This is a genomic window from Sphingobacterium pedocola (assembly GCF_015209965.1).
GTDB lineage: Bacteria > Bacteroidota > Bacteroidia > Sphingobacteriales > Sphingobacteriaceae > Sphingobacterium > Sphingobacterium pedocola.
In genome coordinates this window covers 434,706-461,179 of the sequence record NZ_MU158691.1, presented here as the reverse complement: position 1 = coordinate 461,179, position 26,474 = coordinate 434,706, and the positions used below count along the sequence as shown (strand labels likewise).

Annotated in this window: 23 protein-coding genes; 15 read left to right on the top strand and 8 right to left on the bottom strand. The window is 38.2% G+C overall.

From position 1 onward, the window contains the following. Positions 1-26: 26 nt before the first annotated feature. Positions 27-2,948, bottom strand: coding sequence for an FAD-binding and (Fe-S)-binding domain-containing protein (locus tag C4F40_RS17905; protein ID WP_313785823.1), 2,922 nt, complete (start codon positions 2,946-2,948; stop codon positions 27-29). A gap of 258 nt (positions 2,949-3,206) precedes the next feature. Here C4F40_RS17905 and C4F40_RS17900 point away from each other — a divergent pair, with 258 nt between their 5' ends. Both C4F40_RS17900 and C4F40_RS17895 read left to right on the top strand, forming a co-directional pair. Further along, the gene (locus C4F40_RS17900; RefSeq protein WP_196940780.1) at positions 3,207-3,686 is read left to right on the top strand and encodes an Lrp/AsnC family transcriptional regulator; all 480 of its coding nucleotides are present in this window, start codon (positions 3,207-3,209) and stop codon (positions 3,684-3,686) included. A gap of 1 nt (position 3,687) precedes the next feature. Further along, on the top strand, positions 3,688-4,761 hold the full coding sequence (locus C4F40_RS17895) for an EamA family transporter (RefSeq protein WP_196940779.1): 1,074 nt from the start codon (positions 3,688-3,690) through the stop codon (positions 4,759-4,761). A gap of 2 nt (positions 4,762-4,763) precedes the next feature. Here C4F40_RS17895 and C4F40_RS17890 read toward each other — a convergent pair whose 3' ends face one another. The 4 genes from C4F40_RS17890 to C4F40_RS17875 all read right to left on the bottom strand — a co-directional run bounded on the left by C4F40_RS17890 (position 4,764) and on the right by C4F40_RS17875 (position 7,924). Further along, a complete protein-coding gene (locus C4F40_RS17890) occupies positions 4,764-5,285 on the bottom strand; it encodes a hypothetical protein (RefSeq protein WP_231390120.1) in 522 nt (173 codons plus the stop codon). A gap of 135 nt (positions 5,286-5,420) precedes the next feature. Further along, the gene (locus tag C4F40_RS17885) at positions 5,421-6,587 is read right to left on the bottom strand and encodes a serine hydrolase domain-containing protein (protein ID WP_231390119.1); all 1,167 of its coding nucleotides are present in this window, start codon (positions 6,585-6,587) and stop codon (positions 5,421-5,423) included. A 9-nt stretch (positions 6,588-6,596) separates the two neighbouring features. Further along, the gene (locus tag C4F40_RS17880) at positions 6,597-7,325 is read right to left on the bottom strand and encodes a DUF3307 domain-containing protein (RefSeq protein ID WP_196940777.1); all 729 of its coding nucleotides are present in this window, start codon (positions 7,323-7,325) and stop codon (positions 6,597-6,599) included. After that, complete coding sequence (locus C4F40_RS17875) at positions 7,319-7,924, bottom strand: hypothetical protein (protein WP_196940776.1); 606 nt, start codon at positions 7,922-7,924, stop codon at positions 7,319-7,321. Before C4F40_RS17875 ends, C4F40_RS17880 begins: the two co-directional genes overlap by 7 nt. 158 nt (positions 7,925-8,082) lie before the next feature. Here C4F40_RS17875 and C4F40_RS17870 point away from each other — a divergent pair, with 158 nt between their 5' ends. Further along, positions 8,083-8,961: a PPK2 family polyphosphate kinase gene (locus C4F40_RS17870; RefSeq protein ID WP_196940775.1), complete on the top strand. Its 879-nt coding sequence runs from the start codon at positions 8,083-8,085 to the stop codon at positions 8,959-8,961. A gap of 52 nt (positions 8,962-9,013) precedes the next feature. Here C4F40_RS17870 and C4F40_RS17865 read toward each other — a convergent pair whose 3' ends face one another. Next, positions 9,014-10,045 (bottom strand): quinone-dependent dihydroorotate dehydrogenase, encoded by a 1,032-nt coding sequence (locus C4F40_RS17865; RefSeq protein ID WP_196940774.1) that lies wholly within the window; start codon positions 10,043-10,045, stop codon positions 9,014-9,016. 51 nt (positions 10,046-10,096) lie between these two features. Here C4F40_RS17865 and C4F40_RS17860 point away from each other — a divergent pair, with 51 nt between their 5' ends. Continuing rightward, complete coding sequence (locus C4F40_RS17860; RefSeq protein ID WP_196940773.1) at positions 10,097-12,010, top strand: ABC-F family ATP-binding cassette domain-containing protein; 1,914 nt, start codon at positions 10,097-10,099, stop codon at positions 12,008-12,010. Positions 12,011-12,058: 48 nt separating this feature from the next. On the opposite strand, the gene C4F40_RS17855 is transcribed toward C4F40_RS17860, so the two are convergent. After that, complete coding sequence (locus tag C4F40_RS17855; protein WP_196940772.1) at positions 12,059-13,414, bottom strand: NfeD family protein; 1,356 nt, start codon at positions 13,412-13,414, stop codon at positions 12,059-12,061. Positions 13,415-13,431: 17 nt separating this feature from the next. On the opposite strand from C4F40_RS17855, the gene C4F40_RS17850 reads away from it, so the two are divergent. The 3 genes from C4F40_RS17850 (at position 13,432) to C4F40_RS17840 (ending at position 15,984) form a co-directional block, all read left to right on the top strand. Beyond that, complete coding sequence (locus C4F40_RS17850; RefSeq protein WP_196940771.1) at positions 13,432-14,184, top strand: hypothetical protein; 753 nt, start codon at positions 13,432-13,434, stop codon at positions 14,182-14,184. Between the two features lie 232 nt (positions 14,185-14,416). Continuing rightward, a complete protein-coding gene (locus C4F40_RS17845) occupies positions 14,417-15,334 on the top strand; it encodes a DPBB and LysM peptidoglycan-binding domain-containing protein (RefSeq protein WP_196940770.1) in 918 nt (305 codons plus the stop codon). A 14-nt stretch (positions 15,335-15,348) separates the two neighbouring features. After that, positions 15,349-15,984: a uridine kinase family protein gene (locus C4F40_RS17840; protein WP_196940769.1), complete on the top strand. Its 636-nt coding sequence runs from the start codon at positions 15,349-15,351 to the stop codon at positions 15,982-15,984. Positions 15,985-16,189: 205 nt separating this feature from the next. Here the strand turns inward: C4F40_RS17840 and C4F40_RS17835 are convergent, their stop codons facing one another. After that, a complete protein-coding gene (locus C4F40_RS17835; RefSeq protein WP_390881656.1) occupies positions 16,190-17,413 on the bottom strand; it encodes an MFS transporter in 1,224 nt (407 codons plus the stop codon). A gap of 85 nt (positions 17,414-17,498) precedes the next feature. On the opposite strand from C4F40_RS17835, the gene C4F40_RS17830 reads away from it, so the two are divergent. From C4F40_RS17830 to C4F40_RS17795, 8 genes are all read left to right on the top strand, one after another. Continuing rightward, positions 17,499-17,996 (top strand): DUF4442 domain-containing protein, encoded by a 498-nt coding sequence (locus C4F40_RS17830; protein ID WP_196940768.1) that lies wholly within the window; start codon positions 17,499-17,501, stop codon positions 17,994-17,996. A gap of 123 nt (positions 17,997-18,119) precedes the next feature. Then, positions 18,120-18,551: a transposase gene (locus C4F40_RS17825; protein ID WP_196940767.1), complete on the top strand. Its 432-nt coding sequence runs from the start codon at positions 18,120-18,122 to the stop codon at positions 18,549-18,551. Positions 18,552-18,557: 6 nt separating this feature from the next. After that, positions 18,558-19,193 carry an SCO family protein gene (locus tag C4F40_RS17820; protein ID WP_196940766.1) on the top strand — a complete coding sequence of 212 codons (636 nt, stop codon included), beginning with the start codon at positions 18,558-18,560 and terminating at the stop codon, positions 19,191-19,193. Positions 19,194-19,224: 31 nt separating this feature from the next. Further along, entirely contained in the window at positions 19,225-19,623 is a 399-nt protein-coding gene (locus C4F40_RS17815; RefSeq protein ID WP_231390118.1) for a c-type cytochrome, read from the top strand. Between the two features lie 335 nt (positions 19,624-19,958). Then, positions 19,959-20,543: a TetR/AcrR family transcriptional regulator gene (locus C4F40_RS17810; protein WP_196940764.1), complete on the top strand. Its 585-nt coding sequence runs from the start codon at positions 19,959-19,961 to the stop codon at positions 20,541-20,543. A 175-nt stretch (positions 20,544-20,718) separates the two neighbouring features. Next, a complete protein-coding gene (locus tag C4F40_RS17805) occupies positions 20,719-22,056 on the top strand; it encodes a TolC family protein (protein WP_196940763.1) in 1,338 nt (445 codons plus the stop codon). 33 nt (positions 22,057-22,089) lie between these two features. Then, complete coding sequence (locus C4F40_RS17800; protein ID WP_196940762.1) at positions 22,090-23,211, top strand: efflux RND transporter periplasmic adaptor subunit; 1,122 nt, start codon at positions 22,090-22,092, stop codon at positions 23,209-23,211. Positions 23,212-23,239: 28 nt separating this feature from the next. Next, the gene (locus C4F40_RS17795; RefSeq protein ID WP_196940761.1) at positions 23,240-26,410 is read left to right on the top strand and encodes an efflux RND transporter permease subunit; all 3,171 of its coding nucleotides are present in this window, start codon (positions 23,240-23,242) and stop codon (positions 26,408-26,410) included. Positions 26,411-26,474: the final 64 nt, after the last annotated feature.

Genomic DNA, 26,474 nt, shown 5'->3' with positions numbered 1-26,474 from the left:
AAAACAGTTAAATGTAAAGATTGTTTTTATTTTAACAAAGCATTATATAATATTTCGACGGGATGATAAGATTGTTTTTTCACACCATCTTTGATCTGGTGCCGGCAGGATGTCCCCGGAGCGGCTATTAATACCTCCTCAGCTGATTCACGTACAGCCGGTAATAATACCAGCTCGGCTACTTTCATGGATACTTCATAATGTTCTTTTTCGTAACCGAATGAACCGGCCATTCCACAGCATCCCGAGGGAATAATATCGACCTTATAATTGATCGGTAGTGAAAGTAGCTTTTCCGTATAACCTACCAGGTGAAAAGCCTTCTGATAACAATGTCCATGAAGTTTTATAGTACGTGACTCAGCGGTAAACTGTTCCGCGTGGATAAATCCCTTTTGCATTTCAGACACCAAAAATTCGTCGATCATCAATGCATTTTTAGCAATTTTTTCTGCAGCTTGACGTTGATCTTCACCTACCAATGTTAAATATTCGTCGCGGAAAGTTAATATTGCGGAGGGTTCAATACCCAAGAGAGGTGTATCTTCCGTAACGAGGTTCTGCAACAATTCTACGTTCTTTTCGGCCAATTTTTTCGCTTCTTTAACAAATCCCTTCGAAAGATACGTTCTTCCACTTTCTTTATGCGGAGGAACAAGCACCTGGTACCCCAAGGCTGTTAACAGTTTGTAAGCAATTTTTCCAATCTCTGTATCGTTGTAATTCGTAAATTCATCGCAGAAAAGATATACCTGACGCTGTTTTAGAATCGGCGCTTGTTTTTTTACCCAATCTTTCAACGTCGTAAAATGAACTTTAGGTAAGGATCGTTGTGGTGCAAACCCGACAATTCGTTTAATGATACCCGAAAAGAAGTCGCTTTGTGAAAAAAAGTTATATAATGGTGCTACGTAAGACCCTAACTGCTGGCTCTTCGTAAAGTTAGCAATCAACTTGGACCGAAATGGAGCACCATTCGCATCATAATAATGTTGAAGAAATTCGGCTTTCATTTTTGCTACGTCCACACTCGAAGGGCATTCAGTTTTACATCCTTTACAACTAAGGCATAAATCCATTACTTCTTTTATTTCTTCATGATCAAAGCGATTCGCTTTGGTCGAATTGGTTAAAAACTGGCGCAGCATATTTGCTCGAGCTCGGGTGGTATCTTTTTCGTCGCGTGTAGCCATAAAAGACGGACACATTGTTCCTCCTGAAATTTCAGATTTACGACAATCCCCCGAACCAGAACATTTTTCCGCTAAACGCAGAATGCTTTCGTCTTTCGTAAAGTCAAAATATGTTTTTATGGCACTGCCATCTGTTACAGTATCATAACGCAAAGAAGTATCCATGGGAGGAGTATTTACGATTTTATTCGCATTGAAAATTCCGCTTGGATCAAAAATATTTTTTACTTCTTTTAATAAATCATACACCTTATCTCCAAGCACTTTACTGATGAATTCACCTCTAAGACGACCATCTCCGTGTTCACCACTTAATGATCCATTATATTTTAGCACCAAATCTGTGGTCTGTTCTAAAATTGAACGAAACATCCGTTTTCCTTCGGGTGTCTTTAAATTGATAAAAGGTTCAATATGTAATTCCCCTGCTCCGGCATGTGCATAATAAGAAGCACGCACCCCCTCCTTTTTTAAAAGAAGCTGCACATCCGCCACATACCGAGGTAGATCTTCAGGTGACACCGCACAATCTTCTATTAAATTGACCGGTTGATTATCACCGGGAAGATTACGGATTAAGCCCAATCCTGCTTTTCGTACATCCCACACCAAATTTGTATCACGTGTGCCCGTAACCCAGGAATAAGCATAACCTAATCCGCTCTTCATCAAGTCCTCCTTAAGCGCAGTCGCCTTCTGCTCTATTTCGTGTAACGTGTTCCCTCTAAATTCTATAATTAATAACGCCTGCGGATCCCCTTGTATGAAAAAACGGTTATATTGGTAAGTTGGATGCCCTACCGTAAAATCCAATATATATTTGTCCACCAGTTCGGAAGCCTCTGGCTGGTGTTGCAAGGCGATTATATTCCCGTGCATACATTCTACCATATCGGCAAAATGTACACAAAGAAGTCCTATTTCACTTGGTGGTAACGGTATAAGATTTAATTTTGCTTCAGTGACAATGCCGATGGTTCCTTCAGATCCAGCTAATAAATGGCAGAGATTAAATGGTTGAGATGTATCTACAAAAAAATCTAACGCATATCCGGTATTCCGACGTGTCAATGTTTTTTTTGGATATCCCGACTTTATTGTTTCTATATTTTCTTTATCCGTTAATATTTCATTTAAACGACGGTAAATATCTCCTTCTCTTGATTTTAATGTTAATTTATTAAAATAATTTATCTCATCGAGCGCTTCAAAAACGACTTCAGTACCGTCATTAAGAAGTACATTTGCCGACACCAAATTTTGACGTGTATCCCCCCAGACTATAGAATGTAAGCCAGAGGAATTATTTCCGATCATCCCGCCTACCATTGCTCTACTAGCAGTCGAAGTTTCGGGACCAAACATTAATCCGTGAGTTTTTAAAAAGGCATTCAAATCATCGCGTATCACTCCAGGCTCGACCCTTATCCATTTATCTTCGATGTTGACCTCTAGTATTTTATTAAAAAACTTAGAAACGTCAACGATAATTCCTGAGCCCACAACCTGCCCAGCTAAGGACGTCCCAGCTGTACGTGGAATTAATGTGAGCTGATGCAGTTCTGCGAACTTTATCAGCGTCTGTAAATCCATTTTATGGTGCGGGATAGAAACTGCTAAAGGTAATTCCTGATATACTGAAGCATCTGTAGCATACGCTAAGCGCATCATTTGATGTTTTGAATCGTTGGCATCAAAAAATAAATCACCTGATAAGGTTTCAGCTAAATTCTCTAAAGATAATTGTATCGACACTTTTTATGGTTTTAATAGACAAATCTAATTAAAGTAAGTTGTTTTTTGTGTATATTACAAGGAATAAATACTATTTCATGACCGATTGTTGCATCGAAAACGCAAAAAAACGCAACTCTCCTTCTCATTTCCTGAGGGTATCACACATTCTTTGATTAGCACGACAAATTTCCTAAAATAGTTAACCAAAAGAATAATATCCATTTATTCAATAAAATAATTGAATATTATTCTAAAAATAACTAAATTTGCAGAACTATGGCAAAATTAGAATACAATCTGGATCACATTGATTATCAAATTTTACGCATTATGCAAAATAATGCACGCACAAATAATGCGGATATTGCGAGAGAGTTAGGTATGGCTCCATCCGCAATACTAGAACGCGTAAAAAAATTAGAACAAAAAGAAATTATCCTTCAATATAATGCTAAGATAAACCCACATGCGTTAGATCAAAATCTGCTATCCTTTATCTTTATCAAGACGTCGGATATCATCGGAGAACAGGGCGTGGCTTACCTTTTAGCAGAAATGCCTGAAGTACAAGAAGTACATGACATAGCTGGAGATGATGGATATTTAATAAAAGTTCGAACAAATGACTCTTCGGGCTTAGTAGATCTTATGCGTAATACGCTAGGAAAGATTGAAGGCATATTATCTACACGTACGACCATCGTATTGGAGACCATCAAAGAAGAACAAAAATTAGTCATTCCAACGAAAGAATAAAATGGAGGAAAAAAATCCATCTACGGGCAACATTGTTTTTGCCTATCTAGTCGTTTACATTGTTTGGGGGTCTACGTTCTTTTTTATAGAAAAGGCGTTACATTCTTTCCCTCCCTTCGTACTGGGCTCTATACGCTTTATTATCGCCGGCGCATTGTTAATGGGTTATTGTGTATTGAAAGGATATCGGATTATCAACTGGACAGATATAAAACAGGCGGTATTTATCGGCTTTCTATTGTTATTCTTAGACATGGCTGCCATCATTTGGGCCGAACAATACATTTCCTCCGGTATTGTGGCCATACTCTCGGCAGCTACAGCAATTTGGTTTATCATATTTGACAGACCAAAGTGGAAAGAAAATTTCTCGAGCCTGCCCATCGTCTTAGGGTTGTTATTCGGCTTCGGAGGCGTTGTAATGCTATTTGCAGAACAGATTTTCATCCAGGGCGATCAAGCTGAGAAATCTCAAAATTTGCTCGCGATGGCTGTTCTCACCTGTGGCACAATTGCTTGGACAATCGGATCCTTATTCTCAAAATATAACCAAAAAAGCAAACCCATTACCAAAAAGAGACACCCCTCTTTAAATGTGATGGTAAAGACGGCGTGGCAAATGGTGACCGCAGGCGTTGCGTTTACAATGGTTGCCCTTATTAACGGCGAGTACTCCTCATTTAATGCCGATGAAGTTCCATTGGAAAGTTGGGGGTTTATGGCTTATCTTGCGTTGATGGGATCCATATTAGCATTCAGCTCATACATATGGTTGCTGCAAGTAAGACCGGCTACTGAAGTAAGTACATATGCTTATGTGAACCCGATCGTAGCGCTGATACTCGTTCACTTCTTCACGAACCATAACGTAACAGCATTGCAGATTGCAGGATTGGTGATTGTGTTATTTTCGGTACTATTGATGAATTGGAACTTGTATAAAAACAATAGGACCTTCCGAGCAATAAAACACCGCAAGAAACTTAAACGCCTTAAACACATGGCTCCCAAGAGCAGTATACCACGAATTATAGAAGTAGCGGACTTCAATGAAAAAGAGAAAAATAAAAATTAAATCTATCTTCCCAAAAGTGCTAACTCGTCGTCACTGTACATCTTCGCTCCCTTCAGGTAGTTATATATGAGGTCTTTGGTATTTTCATCCGGCATCTTATATAGATTGTTCATAACAAAAATTTTATCTTCTTTAACATTTGAATTGTATCCCAAATAACCTGGAACATAATATTGAATGCACAATCGAATAAAACGAAGTTCTACATTATTGGGATTATTTGTAATCTGTTTCTCCAACAACTTTTTACCCCCATTAAAATAGCTCATTTTCTTGATAGGATTAGAAGTATGTTTAGCCATAAACATATGAAATGCAGCTTCGTATCCTTTTTCCACGGGGGTATCAGCTTCCTTTTCCAGTGTTTTATGATATTTTTCGCACAAATCTTCGTTTTTCACCCCCTTGTTAAAATCTCTTCTAACATCATTTAAATTCAGACCCTGAGCCTGAACATATGTTGTCATTAATGTCGTAACGACACAAACAGCAATTCTTTTCATACGTACTCTTGGATATTTCATACAAATGATATTTAAGCTGGTTTAACTGTATGTAATTTACAAAAAATAAGCCAATATTTTCAAACATCGGTGTCAACCTTTATTTACATCCGGATATTTTTTATTTTGATGGGTGAAAAAACTTGCATGAGCTGATTATTTACCTCCTTTTTTAAGCGGTAGCTCTTGCGGATTTTCAATTAAGGAGTTATACAGAAAATTAGACACTTCTTTGGTTATTGCGACCTGCCCGTTATCGTATTTCAAAACCGCACCATTTGTAATTACAACAATTCCGAACTTCTCCTCTGGGCTGAAAAACATCGAACTGTAAAGTCCATAAGCCGACCCTGTATGTCCTATTAGTTTTTTATCTCTTATAAAATTATTCACTTCGCATAATGCAAGTCCATACCCTTCCTTATTAGCCACCTTGGTTTGCATGGTTTTTGCACTCTTTCTTTGTAGTATACGTTTACCAGCGTATTTACCATAATTAAGGTGCATAATCATGTACTTTGCAAGATCTGTTACGGATATTTTCATACCTCCGGTAGGTGAAAATACTGGTGTAGAATACCCCAATTCGTAATTGCTAATTTCCTCAGAACGCGGATTGTAAGCAGCAGACCGTATCGCAAAGTGGTCTAACTCACTATCGTATTCATATATCTGGGCAAATTTATCCGTGTCTAACGAATCTACACAATATCCTGCGTCAAGATTTAGTGGATTTAAAATTTGTTGTTTAATATATTGATCAAAGCGTTTACCCGTTAGGCGTTCTAATACCGCTCCCGCCATATTAAAATTCAGATTGCAATATTGGTACTGTGTACCTGGACTATAGTTATTATAGCTTTTTTTCCAGTCCAAACTCTTACTCGGATTGATAACATCTAAGTTAAAATACCCGTTCGCGTCATTAATACTCGATGTATGCGAAAGTATCATCCTCAGCGTAATCACTTTATCGGCAAATGCGGGATTACGAACAGGAAAACCAATTAAATCTCCAAAATCGTCGTCTAGCGAAATTCTTCCTTTTTCCACAAGCTGCATTAACGCAGTCGCTGTAAATGATTTTGAGATGGATGCGATCCGAAATAAATTTTCCGAATCCAAAGGTTCGTTGGTCTCTAAATTTTTATAGCCGATAGCACCTGTTTTAATAATTTCACCCTTTTTCACAACGGCATATGCTACGCCTACAGCTTTGTATTTTTTTGCAATAAGCTTTACCCCGTCATTTACTAGATCCTGAGCGATAGATAAATGCCCCAAAAGAATGAGCAAAGAAATTAACGTTATTTTATTTTTCATTGATGACATTTAAACAAATTGTAAACAAATTCTTAAGCCGTAACCGATAGTTATTGCTATCACGAAACTCGCAAGTGTACCTACTAATATATATTCTGTAAATTTAGTATCCTTTGCATTGGTCAAATCTCCAAAACGAAAGATGGATTTCGCGGCCAGCAAAAAACCAATTCCGGAAAGAAAACCGACCTGAATAAACAATACGATGATTAATCTCTCCATGATGCCTATCAACATCCCTGCGTCCATTAAGGTATCTTTTCGCTTCGTATAAAAATCGCTTTCCTTATTCCATTTGCTAAAAAAGACGCGTAGGAAAATAGGGCTTACCGCCGTCACTAAAAGAAAAGCGATTAGATAGAGAAGCGATTTGTCCGTGAAAAGCAGTTGTATCCATTGATCTGGAACACCATATACGCGTAAAATAACTGCAATTAATAACGTGATATGCAAAATTTGATCACCAATAAATAAAAGTACGGGCTTGTAAGGCCACATGCGCTCCCACCAGATCTTCAAGCTATCTATTGCTAAATGCCCGAAGGTAATAAACAGTATGTTGCGCCACCAATTTGCTAAATCGTTACTAAAAAAAACAACGAGCAAAGACATATGTATAGCTACATGTAAAAACAAATATCCTATTCTATCTTTACGCCGAGCCACCCACGACTTTGGTTGCAGAACAAAGTCTCCCAATATATGGCAAAGTAATAATTTTAAAAATACGGTCAACATTGCTTTAATAGTTCATGAGTACAATATTCAATTACTTTCTTGATTTTCATAAAGCTAGCTTTATTCAATTCGGTGCTAACCTGACTTTGATATTTCCGATGTAGTATGTTAGCTAATTGCTGTTGATTTGCTAACGGGTTTTCGAATGTTGCGGCTACGCTTTCAGCCATATTTTCAGTCCACTTATTGGCTAATTCGGTTGATAATTGCAACATTAAATTGACCGGAATATCCCACTCCCGCCAAGGGGATTGCATATTTATCAATTCTTTTTTTAATTCATCAAATGCTTCTCCTGAATTTATAAATGCTTCTCCAGTAGAATTTTTAATATGTTTATCTAAATTCTCAATGCTACCATAACCTAATCCAAACCGCACATCAAGCTGACTTATGCTCTTAATTTTAGCTTTAATATAAAACAATATTTCGAAACTTTTTTCTAATTCGACTTCCGCTTGAAAACTATCTCCTCTAAATATATCAAAATTAGTGGCGTATTCTTTCAGTGAATTCTCCAATACAGGCAGCCACACTTTGGCGTTGTGATTTCTCGAATTGACCAGATCACCGGTCACTATAGCGTATATTTTTCTCATCTCTTATTTAATATTATTATCAAATATAGTGATAATGTGTAATATCATCAAAATTAATAATAATCAAAGTTATCACTAATTTTAATCATATAGACACCAGAGATAAATTTCAAAATTTAACACAAAAACAATACCTTGTAACATCAAGTTATAACATTATGAGCGGATTAAAAAGACAACTAACGGCGGATAGTAAATTTAAAATGGAAAACTATCCGACAGATATCAGTCATTCCATAGCACCTGAAGAAGCAAAAAAAGAGTTAAAACGTATACGGAAAGAACTTGCTCAGTTACAAGATGTGATGTACGCGCATAATCGATACGGTGTACTAATCTGCCTTCAAGGTATGGATACGGCAGGTAAAGACTCACTTATCAGGGAAGTATTTGAAAAATTCAATGCACGAGGAGTAGTGGTGAGCAGTTTTAAAACACCTAGCAATAAGGAACTGCAGCACGACTACCTATGGCGACATATAATAGCATTACCTGAAAAGGGAAAATTCGGTGTATTCAACCGTACACATTATGAAAATGTATTAGTGACTCGTGTACACCCGCAATATCTTTTAAGTGAAAATATACCTGAAATAAAAAAAACAAAAGACCTACCTAAAGATTTCTGGAAAAAGAGATACCAGCAAATCAACAATTTTGAAGAACATATATCTGCAAATGGGACGATAATTTTCAAGTTTTATTTACACCTCAGTAAGGGAGAACAGAAAAAAAGATTATTACGAAGATTAGAAAAAGAAGATCACAATTGGAAATTTTCACCTGGAGATCTAGAAGAACGTGAACTTTGGGAAAAGTATATGGAAAGCTATCAAGAAGCCATTCAGCACACATCAAAGTCGAATGCTCCATGGTATATAATCCCTGCTGACAACAAAGACATCAGTCGTTACTTAGTCGCCAAAACAGTCTTGGAAGAGCTTAAAAACTACAAAGACATTCAATACCCCGAACTAGCCGAAGATATTGAAAAACATATACATACCTACAGAAAACAATTAGAATCCGAAAAATAGACGTCATTTCTCTAATTAATATCAAGGGCATCAATGTGCGATGCCCTCGATATTAATAATTTTTTATCAATTGTTTACAGATATCTCCGATCAATCCTGGGCCTTCGTAAATAAATCCAGTATATAACTGAACTAAAGAAGCACCTGCATTCAGTTTTTCGATAGCATCCGCAGCAGAATGGATTCCACCAACACCAACAATAGGAAAGGCTTTGTTGGATTTTGTAGAAAGATAACGGATCACCTCCGTAGCTCGCTTTGTCAAAGGTTTACCGCTTACCCCCCCCATTTCAGCTACCAAGGTTGGGTCGCTTTTTAATCCATCACGAGATATGGTTGTATTTGTAGCTATTACTCCCGCAATCTTTGTTTCCAATACAATCTCCACGATATCATCCAATTGGCTCTCCGTCAAATCGGGAGCTATTTTCAATAAAATTGGTTTTGGCTTTTCTTTTCTATTATTTAAATCCTGCAAGGTATTTAAAATACGTTTTAACGGTTCTTTTTCCTGCAAATCCCGTAAGCCCGGAGTATTCGGAGAACTCACATTCACTACAAAATAATCTACAACATCATACAACGCGTGAAAACAATAAATATAGTCGTTTATTGCGTCTTCATTAGGTGTAGCCTTATTCTTACCAATATTACCACCTATAAGTACGCCGTCCTTATTTTTCAAATATTTCAATCTACCAGCTGCAACATCAGCGCCTTGATTGTTAAATCCCATTCTATTGATCAACGCTTTATCTGTCACCAAACGAAACATTCGAGGCTTATCATTTCCCGGCTGAGGCTTGGGCGTTACCGTGCCTATTTCGATAAAACCAAAACCAAACTTAGCCATATCTTCAATGTACTCAGCGTTTTTATCAAAACCTGCAGCCAGCCCAACTGGATTTTTAAACTTCAGGCCAAAAACCTCTCTCTCCAGTCTCGGATCTTCTACTGCATATATGTTTTTCAATAAAGCTTTGGAACCCCAAATTTTTGAAAACGTTTTTAATCCTCCAGTAACCATGTGATGCGCCTTTTCGGGGTTCATCGTGAAGAATAAAGGTTTAACTAATTTATACATATGTGCAAAGGTAGCCAAAGAAGAAGAAATTTCATTACTTTTGCATCCGAAATGATATCAATAAATAACTTAACATTTGAAATTGGGTCTCGGGCATTATATGATGAGGCAAACTGGCATATTAAACCGGGAGACAAGGTAGGACTAATAGGTGCTAATGGCACCGGCAAATCAACCTTATTAAGGCTGATAGTCGGTCAATATACTCCTACATCGGGCACTATATCTATGGCTAAAGATCTAAAAATCGGGTATCTAAACCAAGATTTATTGTCTTACCATTCTGATAAGAACATTTTGCATGTAGCGATGGAGGCATTTGAGCGTCAAAATCAGTTACATTCCGAAATTGAAAATCTCCTTAAAAAACTAGAGACAGACTATTCAGATGACATTCTAAACAAGCTAAGCGATAAGCAAATGGAATTTGAAGCGCTTGATGGTTATAGCATCGAATTCCGTGCACACGAGATTTTGGCGGGTCTAGGCTTTTCGGACGAAGATCAAAAAAGACCTCTAGCTACATTTTCTGGAGGTTGGCGAATGCGGGTCATGTTAGCCAGAATATTACTCCAAACCCCTGACATACTTCTGCTAGATGAACCTACCAATCACATGGATCTACCGTCCATCAAATGGTTAGAAAATTATCTCCAAGCTTTTGAGGGTGCGATTGTTATTGTTTCACATGATAGGTATTTCTTAGACCGTATTATTAAGAAAACCGTAGAATCACGCAAAGGGAAATTAACACTCTATGCAGGAAATTATAGCTTTTATCTAGAAGAAAAAGCACTAAGGGGTGAAATTCAATCTAATCAATTCAAAAATCAACAAGCTAAGATCAAACAAGAAGAGCGCCTGATTGAACGTTTCCGCGCAAAAGCTTCTAAAGCAAAGATGGCGCAGTCGCGTATCAAAGCGTTAGATAAAATGGAGCGAGTAGAGGACGTAGATGACGATAATCCTACCGTAAATTTCAGTTTTAAGTTTTCAAAACCTTCTGGAAGACACGTGGTTACACTAGAAAATATATCAAAGTCATACCCTAATTTAGAAATTCTAAGGAATACGGGGGGAATAATTGAAAAAGGTGATAAAATTGCTTTAATCGGCGCAAATGGCAAAGGTAAATCCACTCTATTGCGAATAGTAGCGAATGCTGATTCAGAATATGAAGGAAAATCAGAGCATGGTCATAATGTATCTCAAACATTCTTTGCACAGCATCAATTGGAGGCACTTCACTTAGAAAACACCATTATCGGAGAATTGCAGGCCTTTGCTCCCAAAAATACCGAGACAGAACTTCGTTCGATCTTAGGCTGTTTTCTGTTTTCAGGTGACGATGCTTTTAAAAAGATAAAAGTACTTTCAGGGGGAGAAAAATCGCGGGTAGCACTAGCAAAGGCCTTAACTGCAGATGCTAATTTCCTGGCACTCGACGAGCCTACCAATCACTTAGATATGCAATCTGTAAATATCCTGATTCAGGCATTACAACAATATGAAGGTACGTTGATTGTCGTATCCCACGATCGTTATTTCCTAGATAATGTAGCTAACAAAATTTGGTTTATTGAAGATAAAGAAATCAAAGAATATCCAGGTACCTACCAAGAATACGAAGAATGGAATGCGAAACGTGATATCAAACCTTCCAATAAGACAGAAAAAAAAGTAGTAAAAGAAGAACCTAAGAAACAAAAAATTGTTCCTTCTGAAGATAATACGAAGCTTCTGCAAAAGAAAAATAAAGAGCTTGCTGCACTAGAAAACGAAATCAGTTCGAGGAATCAAGAAGTAAAGGATTTGGAACTATTACTAGCAAAGGAAGAAATCTATTCAGATGCTTTAAAATTGCAGGAAAACACACGAAAATATAATTCTACTAAAGCAGAATATGATCAGCTCCAAAAAAAGTGGGAGCAACTTGCTGAAGAAATAATGGATCTGGAATCTTAAATTTTCAAAACAAAGAAGCGGCTTAAAAATAATAAAGCCGCTTCTTTGTTAAACTAGTGGTTTATCTTCAAGCTTCCTTACAAACAAATTGTAATTTTCATGTTTTTCAACATAAATCTGTTCTCCAACGTCAATAAAACCATCTAGGGCAACAGCGTCATACCATACGCCATCAATTTCGATTTTACCGGATGGGCGCAATACAGTTTTAGCGAGACCGTGCTTATTAAGCAGATTTACTTTGGGCACAGATGAGGTGTATCCCGACTCTGCAGTTTGTTCGTCCTCCAATACCAAACGCTTGAACACAGACGAACGCATGATATTTTTACCGAAAATAACCAATAGTGCAACTGAAAATATCATCGCACTTACAACAATCAAAAATGAGTTCACTAATAATCCAGGTTTAGAAATTTTAAAATCCAAAAAATCATTGGCCAACATTGAAAAGGCCAATCCACATAACACAAATACAATACCGAGTACACCGGCTATTCCAAATCCAGGTATGACAAATATTTCTAGCACCAGCAGCAATACACCGATCACAAATAACGCTATTTCCCAATGATCCGCTAATCCCTGTAAATACAGCGGTGCAAAAAACAGGGTCGCACAAAGAAGTGCCAATACCAACGCAAAACCAATTCCCGGGGTTTGCAATTCGAAATAAATCCCTCCTATTATCCCCATAATGAGCAAACCGCTAATCATCGGATTAATTAAAAATCCAATAATCCGATCTACAAATGTTAATTCGTGGGTAGTCACCTGCGGTAAGGAAATGGATAAATCTGTAAAAATTTCGTTCATATCTTTTACCTGTGCCTTGGCTAGGTTAGCTTTTACGGCTTCTAAAGCGGTGAACGTCAAAACCTGACCATCCTCCTTCCATTTCGGTAAAGAAACATTCGGATCGACAAAAGCTTCTGCCATTTTGGAGTCCCGCCCCTTAGCCTCGGCTGTGGCCCGCATCAATCCCCTCATGTAAGATTGGTACTTTTCCGGCATGATTTCCCCCTGCTGATTTACCACGCTAGCGGCACCTAAAGAAGCTCCGTTATGCATATAGATATAATCCGATGCCAGCGATATCAAAGTGCCGGCAGACGCAGCATTATTATTTACGAATACGATCGTTTTCATATTTGCGTTTAGCAATAACGTACGGATGGAATCGGCAAAATTAACCGCTCCGCCAAAAGTATTCATCTCGATCAAAAAATAATCCGCTTTCTCCAGCCTTGCCTGTTTATACGAATTTTTGATAACCCGCCAAGAATTAGGACCCACATCTTCTTTTAAATCCGTTTTGTAAATCTTCTGTGCAAAGGAAGCATTTATACTTAAACCAATAAAAAGAAGAATCAACAGAAAGGTTTTCGTAAATTTGTTTAGCATAGTTTGTCTTTACAATAATGACTAAATATACGATTAATAAAGCATTCGAAAAATATTTTCCTTATCCAATATGGAAAATCGAGATAGATTGCACTAAAAAATGCTTAGCCATAGAATATCGGAACCCAGAGAACACGTTACCTACGTTTGCCGTTTTTGATTTTTCGGGTCGGGATTTACTACGTTCATATGAAGAACAAGAAAAAGAATGGACGCTAGAAGCCGTACAGGGTGATTATCTAATATTAAAACAATTTGGGAGCAATACCCCCATTAAAGAAGGCATCAAAATCATTCATGTTCCCTCAAAAAGCATTATCTATACAGGCATGGAATATATATTACACGATGTGTTTCAGGGTTATATAAAAGCTACACATCGGTCCATTCCGTCTGGTTTAAATTTTTACATCAATATACATACCGGTGAAATCCAGAATCGCATCAATACCCCACTAAACTACCCCTTAATCCATGTACACTACCCTCCTCCTTATACCGGGAAATTACCGCAGTTTATTGAAAATCTTCCGGTTGTGGACACGATTTGGCTACAACCCCTCAAAAACAACTTTATATGGGCATATCATACAAAAGCGAATGAATCTTACAATCTTAATTTATGTATTTCTTCTCGTACAGAAATTTTTGATACAAAAATAATTTTAAATAATCTAACAAGACTAATCCCTCAGCCCTACTTTCAAGTCGAAGAATATATTTTCTTTTTATCAAATACTAAACAAAAAATTGTAGCGTATTTAGTATAATTGCAAAAAATGAAGCCTGCATGAATTGCCACTCGTAAAGGAAATAAAAAAAAGAAATAGATAAACAGTCATAAAGGCTTCAGTACCGTTTGAAATTTAGCAACCGCCGAAGCAACTGCGAAGCAAACTGAATTCATTGATGCCGCTAACATACAAACAACATTAAAAAACAAGAGCGTAACGTACTCAATTTATATCCTTGAATTCTTGCGCTCAAAAATAATTTATTTGAATGAAAAAAAACAAAACACTTAAAACGTTTCATAAAATAACATTTTTACTCTTATTTAGTACGGTTAGCTTCGGGCAAATTCAAGCGGAAGAGCTTCCGGATATCCATTCTTCATCTCCTGATTCCGTTAGTACCGAAATAATTAACGGGCATCGTTATGTTATTCATAAACTTAATCCTAAGGACACCTACTATCAGTTAGGACGGCAGTATAACGTAATAGTAAAGGATATCATGGATGCGAATAACAAAAAGAACCTTCGCGTAGGAGATACGGTAAAAATACCCCGAGGCCGAGCTACTTCTGTAACCTCTGCCGCGGGCGTGGCGGTGCCCTCAGCTAACAAGGATGACTCCAACCCAGCATCAACCGATCCACGAGATATCTTGACTGAATACAAAGTAGGTAAAAGCGAAACATTATATGCTATTGCAAGACGATTTGGCACGAATGTTAATGATATCAAAAGAATTAATAATCTTACTTCTGATAGTCTGCGTGAAGGACAAATGTTAAAAATACCTAACGGGGATCTACCTGAGCCTATTGTTGAAAAACCGATAGAAGTTCCTATTATTATAGAGCAGCATCAGCCAATTGACGATTCCGATTTCAAACCTAACAAATATGGTATTCGCGAGAAGCAGGAAAAAGGAATCGGTGTGTGGATGGAAAATTTAGAGTCAGATGGGCAGAGTAATCTTGCATTACATAAGACCGCGCCGATAGGTACAGTTCTAAAAATCACGAATCCGATGACGCGAAATGTTACCTTTGCAAAGGTGGTGGGTAAATTTGCAGACAATGCAGATACCCAGGATGCCATTGTTGTATTATCCAAATCGGCAGCATCTTTTATTGGCGCATTAGATAGAAAATTTCAAATAGAAATTACATACGGTATCCCGTTAGAATAAAATTCGGATAATTCATGAACAAACCTTATGTAATTGGTATTGCCGGTAGTAGTGGATCCGGCAAAACATTCTTTTTAAAGAACTTTTTGAATCATTTTAGGGCAGAAGAGATCACCTTAATTTCCCAAGATGATTATTATATACCAGCTAATACAAAAACTAGAGAGGAAAACCGCTTATACAACTTTGACTTGCCCACATCCATAGATCGGGAAGCATTCTTCCAGGACATAAAAGATCTCTTTGATGGCAAAACTATCTTCAAAGAAGAATATACCTTTAACAATCCGAACATCAAACCTAACACACTGGAAATCAAACCCGCACCGATTTTAATCGTTGAGGGACTATTTATTTTCCATTATACTGAGATTAATGAGCTACTGGATTATCGCATCTTTATAGATGCCGAAGAATCTGTTGCCTTAAAACGTCGCTTAAAAAGGGATCTTATTGAAAGAGGGTATGACAAAGATGATGTAATGTACAAATGGATAGAACATGTTGTCCCTTCCTATAATCAATATTTACTTCCCTATAAGGGAATTTGTGACAACGTATTAATAAATAATACCGATGACCCTATTCTAATCCATCAAGCGATAAATATAATTTCTGACCACCTAAGAGAAAAGTTACAATTATTATAATTTAAATCAATTCTAAATAATTAACTTTGTAGCATGAATTTGTTGCACGATTTAGAATCTACTGTTCTTACGGTGGGTATTACCGAATCATCAAAAGGACTAAACCCCTTTGGTGATTTCTCCTGTTGCATTTTAAAAAAGTGCTGTAAAAAATACAAAAAAGGAAAACGTTGCAGTAAATGCCCTAACCGTTAACGGTAGATTTTTACTCTTCTATATAATTTAAATCTTTATCAAAGCTCTCTTTCAGCTGTGTTAACGCAAATATTGCAATGGCAGAAAGCATCAAAATCATTACTGTAGCCGCCGCAATAATTCCCCATAGACTCACGAAGTAACCATATAACATTGTTGAAGGGATCAATGCTCCCCGCACAAAATTGGGTGCAGTTGTCGCAACTGTAGCGCGTAGGTTAGTCCCAAACTGTTCCGCGGAAATCGTTACAAAAGTTGCCCAATACCCCACCCCTAGTCCCATAAGGAAAGCCAACCACATAAATTTCCCGTCTGTAATACCCGTACTATTCAGGTACCACAACGAAGAAAGAATAATTAGCACTTGACAAACAAATACGACTTTCTTTCTCGATTTAAGCCACTGCGCCAATAGACCTGCAAAAAAATCACCAAGTGAAATCCCCAGATAGGTAAATAGTACTCCTTTACCGGCGCTAAGAACAGTCTCCGCCCCCAAAGCCCTTCCAATTTCAGGTGCTTGAGTAACCAATACGCCCACGACAAACCATATCGGTAATCCAATGCATAAACAACAGATGTAGCGTAAGAAACGTTCTTTATTCGAAAATAACATACCTAAACTTCCTTTTACAACCGCGTGACTACTCGCTTGTTTGAAAAGATTCGATTCAAAAGTTCCCACTCTTAACAGAAGTAGCATCACCCCCATACCTCCACCTACAAAGTAAGCAGTCCGCCAGCTATACCACTCTGAAATATAATAGGCTAATATCGCACCTAACACACCGACACCGGCCACAATCATGGTACCATATCCTCTATTCCGTCTGTCCATACTTTCGCTAACTAGCGTAATACCTGCCCCTAGCTCTCCCGCCAAACCGATTCCCGCTACAAACCGAATAATACCATATGAGGTCACATCCTGCACAAATCCATTATAAATATTAGCTAAAGAGTATAACAATATAGATCCAAATAAAACTCGAAGTCTACCGAATTTATCACCAATCACACCCCAGAATACACCGCCGATTAACAGCCCCCCCATTTGCATATTCAGCACATACTCGCCTTTAGAGCGCATTAACTCATCGGGTACGCCGATATCCTGAAAAGATTTTATCCGCACGATAGAGAAAATGATTAAATCGTAGATATCTACAAAATATCCCAGTGCAGCCACAAACACCAAAAGTCCTACATTTTTAGGTTGATTATTGTTCATCATTTGATTAAAAGGATGAATTTAGGATAGATTTTTAATTAATGCAAAGCTTCTCCTTAAAAACTTTTGAAAGTCGTACTTTTGTATCATGAAATTTTCGCCCACATCACTTAAATGGATATTAAGAACCTATCCTCCTTTTTTATTCCAGAGAATATGGATCAAGAAAGTGGAAGAAGGCTTTCGTGGCATAGAGGTTAAGATTTACAAAAGCTTTTTAAATATTAACTCTAATCGCACCGTCTTTGGCGGCACTATTTTTTCTGCTTTAGATCCGCTATATCCTATTCTGCTAGATCAGATTTTTCAGGCAAATGGTCTCAAAAAGACCGTAGCTTGGTTGAAATCCGCAAAAATAGAGTACCGAAAACCCGGAAAAATGAACTTGGGATTTTCAGTCCGCTTAGCGGATAATGATATAAAAGAAGCGTTTACGACGATACGAAATTGTGGTAAGGTGGTCAAAACTTTTAAAACCAATGTCTATGACACTGATGGTGCATTGATCGCAGTATCCTATAATGAAATATATATCAGAGACTTAACTTTCCCGATTCCAAAACGAAATTTATCTCAACCGCATTAGGAAGACAATTAATTATTCTGATACACGCAATTTCAAAAAAGAATCAGGAATAGTCACACACAAATAAATATAAATAGTTAAAATATACAACCGAGCTTGGGAGCTCATGAAAATTATATACATATGAAAAAGTCATTTTTTATTGCTCTTGGAGCAAGTTTAGTATTGGCGTCATGCCAGCAAAATTCTACAAAAACTAAAGTAGTCGATCAAAAATTAACGGAAGAAGCTATCGCTATTCATGATGAGATTATGCCTCAGATCGCATTGTTCGATAGAAATACGGTGAAAATTGACTCCCTATTGGCCAATCTTTCCGAGATAAAAAAGACAAACTCACTAATCGATACCGCTGCATTGAAGGGTGAATTAACTACATTAAAGAGTAATCTTGAAGATGCAACAGATAATATGATGACCTGGATGAAAGATTATAATCCGGATAGTACGGATATAGATTATCAAAAAGCAGAAGTTGAAAAGATCCGCACAATGAAAAAACAATTTGAAGATGTATCGACCGAAAGCAGTAAAAAACTATCCGTCATCAAATAGAAAGCCATGCATAAATTATTTTTCATTGGAATGATGGTCTGCATTGCTTTCACGGCTTGTCAGTCAAATTCCAATACCCTTCCCATTATTGGACAACGGGACGCCGTACAAAAAGAAGTTGACGGCAAGACGGTGACAGATACCATCTACCATAGTATTCCGGCGTTCTCTCTGCTAAATCAGGACAGTGTGCTGATCAGCGACAAAAATTTTGATCAAAAAATATATGTCGCTAATTTCTTTTTTACACATTGCCCAAGCATTTGTCCGACCATGCAACGCAATTTGCTAAAAGCATACGAGAAATATAAAAACGATGAGCGAATTTCGTTTTTGTCGCACAGTATCGACTTTAAGTATGATCAACCACACGTTTTAAAAGAATATGCAACAAATCTGGGCGTGGATAACGAGCAATGGCAATTCGTAACAGGAAGCAAAGCAGATATCTACAGCTTAGCTGATCAATATTTTGTATACACAAAGGAAGATTCTACCGTACCGGGTGGATATGACCACTCCGGATACCTGGTACTCGTAGATCATAATAAACATGTACGTGGTGCATACGAGGGTACCAATGATGAACAAGTTTCACAATTGCTAAAGGACATCGATATCCTTCTGAAGGTGTATGAATAGTTCGCATAAGATCATTTTAACATTTATTGGCATGTTGGTAATACTTCTTCTGTATTTATCATCATGCCAATCGAATATCAGTATCCAGACTGCTCAATATGCTGTCAATGGAAAAAAGCTGTATGTGAGTCATTGCCAAAATTGCCATGGTACCAAAGGCGAAGGCCTGGCACAACTCTATCCTCCCCTTACTGACCATGAATTCTTCGAGCAAAATCGCGCAAAACTAAGCTGCATTGTACGTTATGGCATGAAGGAAAGTATTCTCGTCCACGGAAAAACTTACAAAAATCAAATGCCGGCAAATCCAAAATTAACTGAGCTAGATATTGCTTATATACTCACTTATATCACGACTAATTTCGGTAAGGGTGATAGTATTTATCACCACGAAGAAGTAAAACAAGCGTTGAAGCGCTGCGATATATAATAACTTACGTGATTAGCTAGTAACTGCAACAGTTATGCGAAAGTTCTCGGTGTCTACGGAATATACACAGGCGTCTTTAAAATAAAAAAGGTTTTCAAACGGGGAGAATGAAAACCTTTACTAACCAATTATAAACCTAAATTATGATACCACAAAGATAAGTGTAAAAAATACACCCGTCAAGCCTTTTCATAAAACTTAACAATTTATTAACACAAGATTTTACTGTATTCCCTGTAGACAGCGTCTCTAATTATTGATCGTTTAAAAATCGTTTATTATATAACAATAATTTGACATTAAAAACAATTTAAGATAATTACTTTTGTAACCGAATGAACGTTCAATTGACAGAAAAAATAGAGGTTATATTTAAAAGCACATTGGAGTTAATCTGTGAAAATGGTTTCCATGGAACACCGATGAGCCAAATCGCAAAAAAGTCCGATGTAGCTATTGGTACGATATATCATTATTTTCCCTCGAAAGACAAATTGATTATCGAATTGTTTTGCTACTGTAAACGAAAAATAAATGCATACATATTTGCGGAATGGGATTCCAGTCTCAGCTACAAATCCCGCTTTTTTATTGTAATGCAGAAGTTTTGTGTCTTCTACCTCGAAAATACAGACATGTTTAGTTTTATGGAGCAATTTCATAATTCGCCTTACTTAGAGATGTCAAAAAATTCATGGGAAAAACAATTGAATGAGGAAAATAATATTATGGCCTTTTTATACGAGGGTATGCGTATGGCGGAATTACGCTCCATTAACATCCATATCTTAACCTCTTCATGTTTAGGAGTTGCAACCTCGTTTGCAAAAAAAATCATCTATGGCCCTTTAGAATTTACAGACGATAATTTAAATGAAATGATAGAAATAATTTGGAACGGTGTAAAACAACAGGATTAATTGAATGTTCAAGTCTCCAAAGCGGAATGTAAAGAGTTCATTGATGCAAATTAAAACAGACAACTATCAACACATGATCACGCAGTAACCTGAGTGCATAAAAAAAACGGACAAAACATGACAATATTGCCTGCGGTAGGCAGGCAATGATAACTTAAAAACACATTATATATATATGAATTTTAACTTTAAGCCTCTAATTGCTTTTGTATTTTTAGCAGTAGCTACCACCACCGGAGTACATAGCCAGACCGCACAGCAAAATGGGTTGAACAGCAATGCTAGCTTAGACGAACTTATCGACTACGCACTGCGCAATAAAATCGAATTAAAGCAAGCTGGAATTGATCAAGAAATTGGAGAAAGAGAAATCGCGTCCGCTCTCTCAGGTTGGTTTCCTCAAATCAGTGCTACGGGTAGTTTAAGCCATAACATTATAGTACCTATCGCCAATATCGGGGGGCAGAATATTCGTATGGGACAGGCCAACAACAGTGCTTTAACTTTCCAGGCTGATCAAGCAATTTTGAGTCCGGAACTGTTTCAGGCATCAAAGGCTGCACGTTATGTCCGTCAGCAGAATAACCTCAATGTAGAAGACACTAAAATTAACACTGTTGTAGATATCAGTAAAGCTTATTATGATATTCTGACCAGCGAGGAGCAGATTAACATTATTGACGAAAATATCCTCCGCTTACAGCGGCAATATAGCGAAGCAAAGGCGCGTTATGAAACGGGATTAGTCGATAAAACTGATTTCAAACGAGCACAGATTTCCCTTAACAATGCCAATGCTGAATTAAAATCCGCCAAGGAAATGCGTAAGTATAAATACGACTACATAAAATTGTTGCTCAGCATGCCGCAAGATGAGCAAATCACGCTCTCTTTTACCAATCAGAATATGGAATCCAATATCCTATTGGATACGACAGAATTGCTCCAGGTAGCTAAGCGTGTGGAATTCCAACAATTACAAACCCTTCAGGAAATCCAACGATTAAATACACAATATCAAAAATGGAATTATTTACCACGTTTGAGTGCATATGGCAACTATGGATTAAATTACCGTAATGATGGTTTCACCAATTTGTACTCTAACAATTTTCCTGCTTCGACCATAGGATTAAATTTAACGATCCCTATTTTTCAAGGAACCAAACGTGTACAGGAAATTAAAAAATCTCAATTACAGGAAGAGCGTCTAAAGCTAGATATGGAAAATTTAGAGAACCAGATCAGCACAGAATACTCTGCCGCCATGGCGTCTTACAGAGCCAATATGAACGAGTGGCGCAATGCAAGAGAAAATATGGACCTCTCCGAAGAAGTGTACAATACCATCAAATTACAGTATGATGCAGGAGTAAAGACTTATCTTGAACTTATGACAGCAGAAACGGATTTAAAGACTGCACAATTAAATTACCTCAATGTGCTGTATGCTGTGCTATCCAGCAAACTGGATATCCAAAAAGCATTAGGCACTGTTAATACAATAAATTAAAACGTTAAACCTCAACAAGAAATACACCATACAATGAATAAGAATCTATTATTTACGTCTTTACTTATTAGTTCAGGATTACTTTGGCAATCTTGTGGATCCAATGAACAAAAAGGTACGCCAACACAGCAAGGAGAGATGGCTGTGCCTGTAAGTACTGCGGTTGTCCAAAAAGAAATCGTCTCCGGTACACGTAATTATCCGGCCAATGTAGTGCCTTTGCAGGAAACGGAAATCCGCGCAGAAGTAACGGGTTATATCACCAATATTTACGTAAGTGATGGATCATACGTAAATAAAGGACAACGATTATACGAAATCGATCGTGTGCGTTATCAAGCCGCTGTGGATCAAGCCAAAGCGAATCTGGAGATAGCTAAGGCTAATCTCGAAAGAGTACAGAAGGATTTGCAACGTTATCAGACCTTGTCCGATCAAGATGCTATTGCAAAACAAACTTTGGACTACGCCTTCACCGACGTTAACAACCAGAAAGCACAGGTACAAGCTGCCGAAGCGGCACTAACCACAGCACGTACCAATTTGCAACGTTCGGTTATTATAGCGCCTTTCTCAGGTAGCGTTGGTATTTCTCAGGTACGTAACGGTGCGTTGGTCAGTGCGGGAACAACCTTGCTGAATACCATTAGTTCGACTAATCCGATAGCGGTAGAATTTCCGATCAGTGAGAAAGATATTACCGAATTCACCAAACTGCAAACAGGCAGCGCAAATACGGAAATATACGTCACCCTACCCGACGGAACGAAATACGACTCTCCAGGAAAAATCTCGACTATTGATCGGGCCGTGGATAGTCAAACCGGAACGTTAAAAGTAAGAGCTTCCTTTGCAAATGGCAATAATTTATTACGTGCGGGTATGAATGCAACCCTTAATGTACAAAGCCGGTCTGTAACTGAAGAGCTTGTAATTCCGTATAAAGCTATTTTTGAACAGTTGGGTACTTTCAACGTGTACACCGTAAACGACAGTAGTAAAGTAGAACTTAAACAAGTCGTGTTAGGTAACAAAATAGGCGAAAAAGTGGTTATCACGCAAGGCTTAGAAATAGGCCAAAAGATCGTAGTAGATGGCACTACAACGCTAAGACCTGGCGCTAAAATAACAGACAATACAGAAAACAAAAAATAGTATTTGCTAGCATCCAAATTAAAAAATAATGATTTCAGAAGTATTCATAAGAAGACCGGTCACAGCGATCGTGATATCTATCCTGATCTCCGTGCTCGGATTGATATCCATTACGACGCTGCCGATTAGTCAATATCCATCTATCGCCCCTCCCACGGTAACCGTAACGGCAAACTATACAGGTGCCGATGCGCAGACTGTCGAGCAGACTGTTACTACGCCCATAGAGAGTCAGATCAACGGTACACCCGGCATGATCTACATGTCGTCCAATAGTACATCCAATGGTCAATCACAAATTACGGTGACCTTTGAAGTAGGAACAGATATAGACATTGCCACCTTAGACGTACAAAATCGTGTAGGTATTGCCGAACCATCTTTACCCGAAGCGGTGCGCCGGTTAGGCGTTACAACACGTAAGGCTAATACAGACATTTTAATGCTCGTCTCTTTGGTGTCGCCCAAAGGCACGCGCGATGATAAATTTCTTTCTAATTATGCCAACCTTTACGTGAAAGACGCCTTAATGCGCGTAACGGGTGTAGGAGATGTAACAGCATTTGGACAACCCTTCTCTATGCGTGTATGGCTTGATGCCAACAAATTGGCAAATCTGAATATGTCCCCTGCGGATATCTCCACAGCAATTGGCGAGCAAAATATACGTGTACCGGGCGGTAGTGTTGGTGGACGGCCACAGGAATCCAGTACCGTATTCGAATATCCGGTAATCACCGATAGCGACCTATCCGATGTAGACGATTTTGAAAATATCGTGGTAAAAACCAACATAGATGGCTCCATTGTATTGTTAAAAGACGTAGCCCGCGTCGAATTAGGTCAATTTAGTTACGGAACCAGTACAAAAGTAAACGGCATGACCTCTACTGGTATGATGATCAATCAGACACCAGGGGGTAATGCAGTACAAACAGCAGAAGGCATCTATGCGACCCTCGACAAATTACAAGAGTCGTTTCCACAGGATGTTGAATACGTCGTCGGATATGAAACCGTATCTGTCGTCAATGCATCTATCGAGTCGGTGATACACACGTTGATCGAAGCTCTTATTCTCGTTACCATAGTTGTATTTTTCTTCCTACAAAGCTGGCGAGCAACACTTATCCCTGTATTGGCTATACCCGTATCCATAGTCGGTACCTTCATTTTCTTTACTTTATTTGGTTTCTCCATCAATAACCTAACCATGCTGGCCTTCGTATTAGCTATTGGTATTGTAGTGGATGATGCCATTGTCGTCGTGGAGGCTGTTCAGCATTATATAGATCACTATAAGCTGAGTGCTAAGGAAGCTACAGTACGGGCGATGAAAGACATTACGGCTCCCGTTATTGCCATCGCCTTAATACTGGCAGCCGTATTTGTACCGGTTGGTTTTATACCGGGCATGGTCGGTCAGTTGTATCAGCAATTTGCAATTACCATTGCCGTTTCTGTGATGTTGTCAGCCTTTATCGCCCTTTCATTAACGCCGGCACTATGTTCTTTGCTATTGAAACCGACCAGCGTAAAAAAGGAATCCAGGGGATTGAATAAGTTTTTCTACAAATTTAACCTTTGGTTTGATAAGGTCACGTACAGATATTCCAAAGGTGTTAAGAAAGCGATCAAAGCTGCTCCCCTTGCGCTTATTCTTCTTTTATGTATTTTTATAGGTACCGGTTGGATGTTTCAGATCAAACCCACAGGTTTTATTCCATCTGAGGATGGAGGAATGTTTTTCGCAGGCGTCACATTACCGGAAGGATCATCCTCTAGCCGGACCGACTCGGTGTTGACTGAGCTCGAAACAGAACTTCGAAAAGATTTTCCTGAAATAAATTACATCACTGCAATATCAGGTATTAATATTCTAAACCGTGCTTTCAAGCCTAACGGTGCGACCCTATTCGTTTCACTAAAACATTGGAACGAACGTAAACGTACTGCCGGTGAAATTACCGGAGCGATCATGGGTAAATTTAGTCAATATCCTAAAGCGCGTATTCTAGCGGTAACACCTCCCGCCATTCCCGGTCTAGGTACTTCTGGTGGTTTCTCAATGTTACTGCAAGATTTACAAACCGTAGATATCAAAGAATTCGAAGCCACCGTTGGTAAATTCCTAATGGCAGCCAATCAGCGCCCCGAACTAGGGATGGCATATACCCTATTTAACTCTAACTCCCCTAACTACAAATTAGAAGTCAACCGAGAACAGGCCAAACGTATGGGTGTGCCTATCTCCAGTATTTATGCTACCATATCCTCCTATTTAGGAAGTAGCTATGTCAATGATTTCACCAAATACGGACGTAACTTCCGTGTAGTAACGCAAGCGGACGTACAGTACCGTATGAATATAGACGACATCAATAAGCTCTACGTAAATAACGTACAGGGTAATCCTGTTCCTATGGGATCTTTGGTAAGCTATGAACTTGTCACTATGCCATCGATTATCAATCACTACAATATTTTCCGTAGTATTGAGATTAGCGGAAGTGCTGCTCCGGGTTATAGCTCGGGAGATGCACTGAAAGCCTTAGAAGAAGTTGCGGCAGAAAATTTACCGGATGGATATGATTATCAGTTTTCCGGGTTATCGTTGCAGGAAAAGCAATCTGGATCGAAGACAATACAGATATTTGCATTGTGTATTTTATTTGTATTCTTGCTTTTGGCATCCTTGTACGAAAGTTGGTCGGTACCGTTTTCCATTCTGTTATCTGTGCCTTTGGGTGTATTTGGCGCCATTTTGGCGTTAACGTTATTACCGCAGCTTGATAATAATATATTCGCACAAATTGGTTTGGTCACTATCATCGGTTTAGCAGCCAAAAATGCCATTTTAATCGTCGAATTTGCTAAAGAAAGAGTGGATATCGGTATGAACCTTATTGATGCTACCCTCGATGCTGTTAAACTACGGCTTAGACCTATCATCATGACATCTTTGGCATTCATATTAGGTATCATTCCTTTGATGCTTTCAACTGGCGCTGGTGCTGTATCGCGTCAAACTATTGGGTGGACAGTATTCGGTGGTATGACTGCCGCTACATTCTTAGCTATTTTCTTCGTACCTGTTCTTTTTGTGGTCATCACTAGACTGGCCTACGGAAAGAAAAAATTAGCCGAGTTAGAAGCTAATTTTGACGAAGAAAAGAAAAAGAGCCTAAGCGCACATTAATAAATTACTATATTTTACTACTCAAGAGCCAACTGATTTAGTTGGCTCTTGTTGCTTATAGGGT

Coding starts and splice junctions, on each gene's coding strand:
- C4F40_RS17900 (WP_196940780.1), top strand. CDS start 3,207: ATGGCAAAATTAGAATACAATCTGGATCACATTGATTATCAAATTTTA.
- C4F40_RS17865 (WP_196940774.1), bottom strand. CDS start 10,045: ATGTATAAATTAGTTAAACCTTTATTCTTCACGATGAACCCCGAAAAG.
- C4F40_RS17825 (WP_196940767.1), top strand. CDS start 18,120: ATGAAAAAGTCATTTTTTATTGCTCTTGGAGCAAGTTTAGTATTGGCG.
- C4F40_RS17875 (WP_196940776.1), bottom strand. CDS start 7,924: ATGAGAAAAATATACGCTATAGTGACCGGTGATCTGGTCAATTCGAGA.
- C4F40_RS17835 (WP_390881656.1), bottom strand. CDS start 17,413: ATGATGAACAATAATCAACCTAAAAATGTAGGACTTTTGGTGTTTGTG.
- C4F40_RS17840 (WP_196940769.1), top strand. CDS start 15,349: ATGAACAAACCTTATGTAATTGGTATTGCCGGTAGTAGTGGATCCGGC.
- C4F40_RS17850 (WP_196940771.1), top strand. CDS start 13,432: ATGACTAAATATACGATTAATAAAGCATTCGAAAAATATTTTCCTTAT.
- C4F40_RS17810 (WP_196940764.1), top strand. CDS start 19,959: ATGAACGTTCAATTGACAGAAAAAATAGAGGTTATATTTAAAAGCACA.
- C4F40_RS17860 (WP_196940773.1), top strand. CDS start 10,097: ATGATATCAATAAATAACTTAACATTTGAAATTGGGTCTCGGGCATTA.
- C4F40_RS17845 (WP_196940770.1), top strand. CDS start 14,417: ATGAAAAAAAACAAAACACTTAAAACGTTTCATAAAATAACATTTTTA.
- C4F40_RS17895 (WP_196940779.1), top strand. CDS start 3,688: ATGGAGGAAAAAAATCCATCTACGGGCAACATTGTTTTTGCCTATCTA.
- C4F40_RS17815 (WP_231390118.1), top strand. CDS start 19,225: ATGTTGGTAATACTTCTTCTGTATTTATCATCATGCCAATCGAATATC.
- C4F40_RS17805 (WP_196940763.1), top strand. CDS start 20,719: ATGAATTTTAACTTTAAGCCTCTAATTGCTTTTGTATTTTTAGCAGTA.
- C4F40_RS17855 (WP_196940772.1), bottom strand. CDS start 13,414: ATGCTAAACAAATTTACGAAAACCTTTCTGTTGATTCTTCTTTTTATT.
- C4F40_RS17880 (WP_196940777.1), bottom strand. CDS start 7,325: ATGTTGACCGTATTTTTAAAATTATTACTTTGCCATATATTGGGAGAC.
- C4F40_RS17830 (WP_196940768.1), top strand. CDS start 17,499: ATGAAATTTTCGCCCACATCACTTAAATGGATATTAAGAACCTATCCT.
- C4F40_RS17795 (WP_196940761.1), top strand. CDS start 23,240: ATGATTTCAGAAGTATTCATAAGAAGACCGGTCACAGCGATCGTGATA.
- C4F40_RS17885 (WP_231390119.1), bottom strand. CDS start 6,587: ATGAAAAATAAAATAACGTTAATTTCTTTGCTCATTCTTTTGGGGCAT.
- C4F40_RS17820 (WP_196940766.1), top strand. CDS start 18,558: ATGCATAAATTATTTTTCATTGGAATGATGGTCTGCATTGCTTTCACG.
- C4F40_RS17870 (WP_196940775.1), top strand. CDS start 8,083: ATGAGCGGATTAAAAAGACAACTAACGGCGGATAGTAAATTTAAAATG.
- C4F40_RS17800 (WP_196940762.1), top strand. CDS start 22,090: ATGAATAAGAATCTATTATTTACGTCTTTACTTATTAGTTCAGGATTA.
- C4F40_RS17890 (WP_231390120.1), bottom strand. CDS start 5,285: ATGAAATATCCAAGAGTACGTATGAAAAGAATTGCTGTTTGTGTCGTT.